The sequence below is a fragment of the Alcanivorax sp. genome, from assembly GCF_051117345.1.
In the GTDB taxonomy this organism is placed as follows: Bacteria; Pseudomonadota; Gammaproteobacteria; order Pseudomonadales; family Alcanivoracaceae; genus Alcanivorax.
Genome location: NZ_JBNPEC010000186.1, coordinates 1 through 2,892, shown reverse-complemented (window position 1 = coordinate 2,892; position 2,892 = coordinate 1). Strand labels below are relative to the sequence as shown.

General features: G+C 59.1%; 3 protein-coding genes and 1 pseudogene. 2 read left to right on the top strand and 2 right to left on the bottom strand.

The features are described 5' to 3' along the window. Positions 1-129: 129 nt before the first annotated feature. Both ACFE0K_RS11915 and hemP read right to left on the bottom strand, forming a co-directional pair. A complete protein-coding gene (locus ACFE0K_RS11915) occupies positions 130-1,092 on the bottom strand; it encodes a ChuX/HutX family heme-like substrate-binding protein (protein WP_434536272.1) in 963 nt (320 codons plus the stop codon). Between the two features lie 257 nt (positions 1,093-1,349). Beyond that, entirely contained in the window at positions 1,350-1,526 is a 177-nt protein-coding gene (gene hemP, locus ACFE0K_RS11910) for a hemin uptake protein HemP (RefSeq protein ID WP_434536271.1), read from the bottom strand. A gap of 367 nt (positions 1,527-1,893) precedes the next feature. Here hemP and ACFE0K_RS11905 point away from each other — a divergent pair, with 367 nt between their 5' ends. Then, entirely contained in the window at positions 1,894-2,388 is a 495-nt protein-coding gene (locus ACFE0K_RS11905) for a DUF6231 family protein (RefSeq protein WP_434536270.1), read from the top strand. A 296-nt stretch (positions 2,389-2,684) separates the two neighbouring features. Beyond that, positions 2,685-2,892 (top strand): annotated as a pseudogene (locus ACFE0K_RS11900) (hypothetical protein); the annotation flags it as partial.

Sequence of the window (2,892 nt, the reverse complement as noted above, 5' to 3'; positions counted from 1 at the left end):
GTAGCTCGTAGCTCGTAGCTCGTAGCTCGTAGCTCGTAGCTCGTAGCTCGTAGCTCGTAGCTCGTAGCTCGTAGCTCGTAGCTCGTAGCTCGTAGCTCGTAGCTCGTAGCTCGTAGCTCGTAGCTCGATCTACCGAATCACGCTGTCCATCAATAACCCCCGCCAGTCTGACTCTGCTTCGCCGGCCGACAACGTCCACAACCAGTTGCCGTTTTCATCCAGCGCTTCCAGAGCCGTCAGCACCTGGCCATCACCGGGCTTACGCAGGCGCCACAGGCTGTGCATCCTGGCCATGTCCAGCGATACCAGCGCGCCGTTGTGGGCCAGATGACAATGGCTGCCCTGCCAGCGTGGCGACGACCAGGGGGCGGTCATACACAAACGCACCCCCTGGTTGCCCACACACAAGGTAGTCGCATTATCACGACGTGAGGCTTCCGCCAGCACCGCCGGCAGGGTTTCCGGGCGCACCGTGCAGGCAAAGCTGTCACGCACCGACCGATACAGCACAGAACGCTGATTGTGGCAGCGCTGCAACAACCGGGAGAAGTCCTCCTCATCGGTACTGCCAGCCCAATCACGCTCCAGTTGCGATAGTGACCCCAACTCACCCGCCACAATGCGAGGCAGACCGGCAGGCAGATTCAGCGTCTGCTGATCCGGATGCAGCATGGCACAGACCAGTTCCTCGAAGGCCAGGCCACCACTGTCCGGGGCCACTGCCATCTGTTGCAGCGGCTGCCCCTGGCGGTCGAAAAACACCAGACTACGGGCCGGCAAGGCGCCGGTGGGTTCCAGTACTGCCAGCACAGAATGCCACTGTGACACCTGTAGGCTCTGACGTAATCGACAACGGTCACCGACTGACTCCAGCCACCACTCGCCCTCATGGAACGCCGGGTAGTGCATGTTCTGGGAAACCCGGGAACCACTGGTAAAGGTGGTCACCACCAGGGAACCAAGCCGGTAAAGGGCCTTGAGAATGGCCAGCGGCTCGTCCTGCAATCGTAAAACCCGATCACCGAGTGCAGCGCCGCACTGACGAAGCAGAGGGGATGCCGCCGGCGCCGGGGACCACGCCATCACTGACATGCTGCCTCCAGATCGCCGCACCATCGATACGGGTCGACGGTGCTTGTTGTTAGGTGTGGAAAGCTGGCGGCGGCTGGCGATCCACGTCAGGGAGAAAAAGGCAACGCTGCATGCAAGACGCCCCAGCAACAACGCGAAACAAGAGTCTCGAGCACTGGAATGCCAGGCTCCGCGCTAGACGGTTTGATTCGGCCAGAAGCCTTTAAAACCCGACCATCATTTACCGTGCTGATGCGTAAAGCGTGTTCTGTGCAGCGTCACTTCGTCAGAATAAGCCGGTTATTGGAGGTGCGTCGCAACTGGTAGCGCTCACCGGCATGCTCAATCCAGAGCTTGCCCTGATGATTGAGCAGCAAGCTGCTGGCAACACTGCTTTCTGCATTGATCGCAACCCGGCGCGCAGTCGTAGTGACGTTCTTCTTGAGCTGAGTCATGCTGGCCTCCTTGTCTGTATATGAGAATCATTATCATTATTGATTGGGAAGTCGTCAACGCTCTTTTCGGATTTTCTGATGGGGGTCACAAACAGCGCCGCAACCCCGGACGATCAAAGGTCAACTGTAGGAGCGCCGCTTGAGGCGCGAACCTCGCTTGCGAGGAAATCGCCCAAAGGGCGATCAGGGTTGCAGAGCACAACTACCTCTTTCCAGATAATCCCTCCTGGGTTTTAACTGTCTGCCGTCTCGCCAAACCCGATCCGCGCCTCAAACATCCAGCCCGCCAACGTTTTTACGTTCCCCTATCGAAAGCCCTGCACAACCGCGCTAGACTGAATTCATGAATACCGCGATGGCACACCCCATGACCGAATCCCCCCAGGAACGTCTGGCCGCTATCCTGGATAGCCACCAGCCTTCCTCCATTGTCACCGTCAGCCTCAACCCTATCCCCGTCGTCAGCCAATGGTGCAAGGACCACGACTGCAAACTGGTGGAAATCCAGGAGCAGGATCCCTTTGCGGCACTGGATGATATCGAGCGGGTAGACATGGCGATTGTGGCCGACCAGCTGGAGTACATGAGCCAGCGGGACGGCGAGGCGCTGATGGGCCTGCTGCGAAACCTGCACACCGATTCCATGGTAGCGGTGTACCAACCCACCCTGGCCCCACAGAAACTGCGCTGGCCCAGCAATGGATTTCTGGCACTGGGTTGCCGGGAACAGGGGCACTTCGCCCAGGATGGCCGCGAGCTGAACATCTACAGCTACGACCTGGACAACTACAACTTCGAGCGCAAATGGAACAACCCGCGTTTCTGGGCCAACCCGGAAAACTGGGGCAAATACTGGTGGTAAATAATCACCACCCTCTCCGGCTGTGCCGCAGGGTGGATTAGCCGAAGGCGTAATCCACACTCCTCCCTCTGCCAATGACGCCAAGGGCATGGGGGTGTGATTTCAAATCGTCGGCGGGGGACTTGAGTTGGACTTCACTGCGGGCAAGGTGGATAACGCCTTCGGCTAATCCACCCTACCTGCAACCAAACGCTCTCCCTTTCGGCGACCGACAACGAATATTGCCCTCCTTTCCCTGTGCACATCCCCCCCACTGTGGTGAAATAGCGCCTTTCCCGCTACACCTTACAGCCAATATGATCAGCCAACGTTTTCGCGAAATTCTCTTTTTCTGGTGGCGCAATCTTGGCCCGATCTTTCTGGTCACCGCGCCTTTCGCCCTGCTCACCGAAGCCAGCCAGTGGCTGTTTGGCCCCAGCTTTGTATTCCCGGACGAGGCCGGCGGCGCCCTGCAGTTCAGCGGCAGAGGCCTGGCCGTCGTGCTACTCTGCCGCCCCCCGGCCG

Coding starts and splice junctions, on each gene's coding strand:
- ACFE0K_RS11915 (WP_434536272.1), bottom strand. CDS start 1,092: ATGTCAGTGATGGCGTGGTCCCCGGCGCCGGCGGCATCCCCTCTGCTT.
- ACFE0K_RS11905 (WP_434536270.1), top strand. CDS start 1,894: ATGACCGAATCCCCCCAGGAACGTCTGGCCGCTATCCTGGATAGCCAC.
- hemP (WP_434536271.1), bottom strand. CDS start 1,526: ATGACTCAGCTCAAGAAGAACGTCACTACGACTGCGCGCCGGGTTGCG.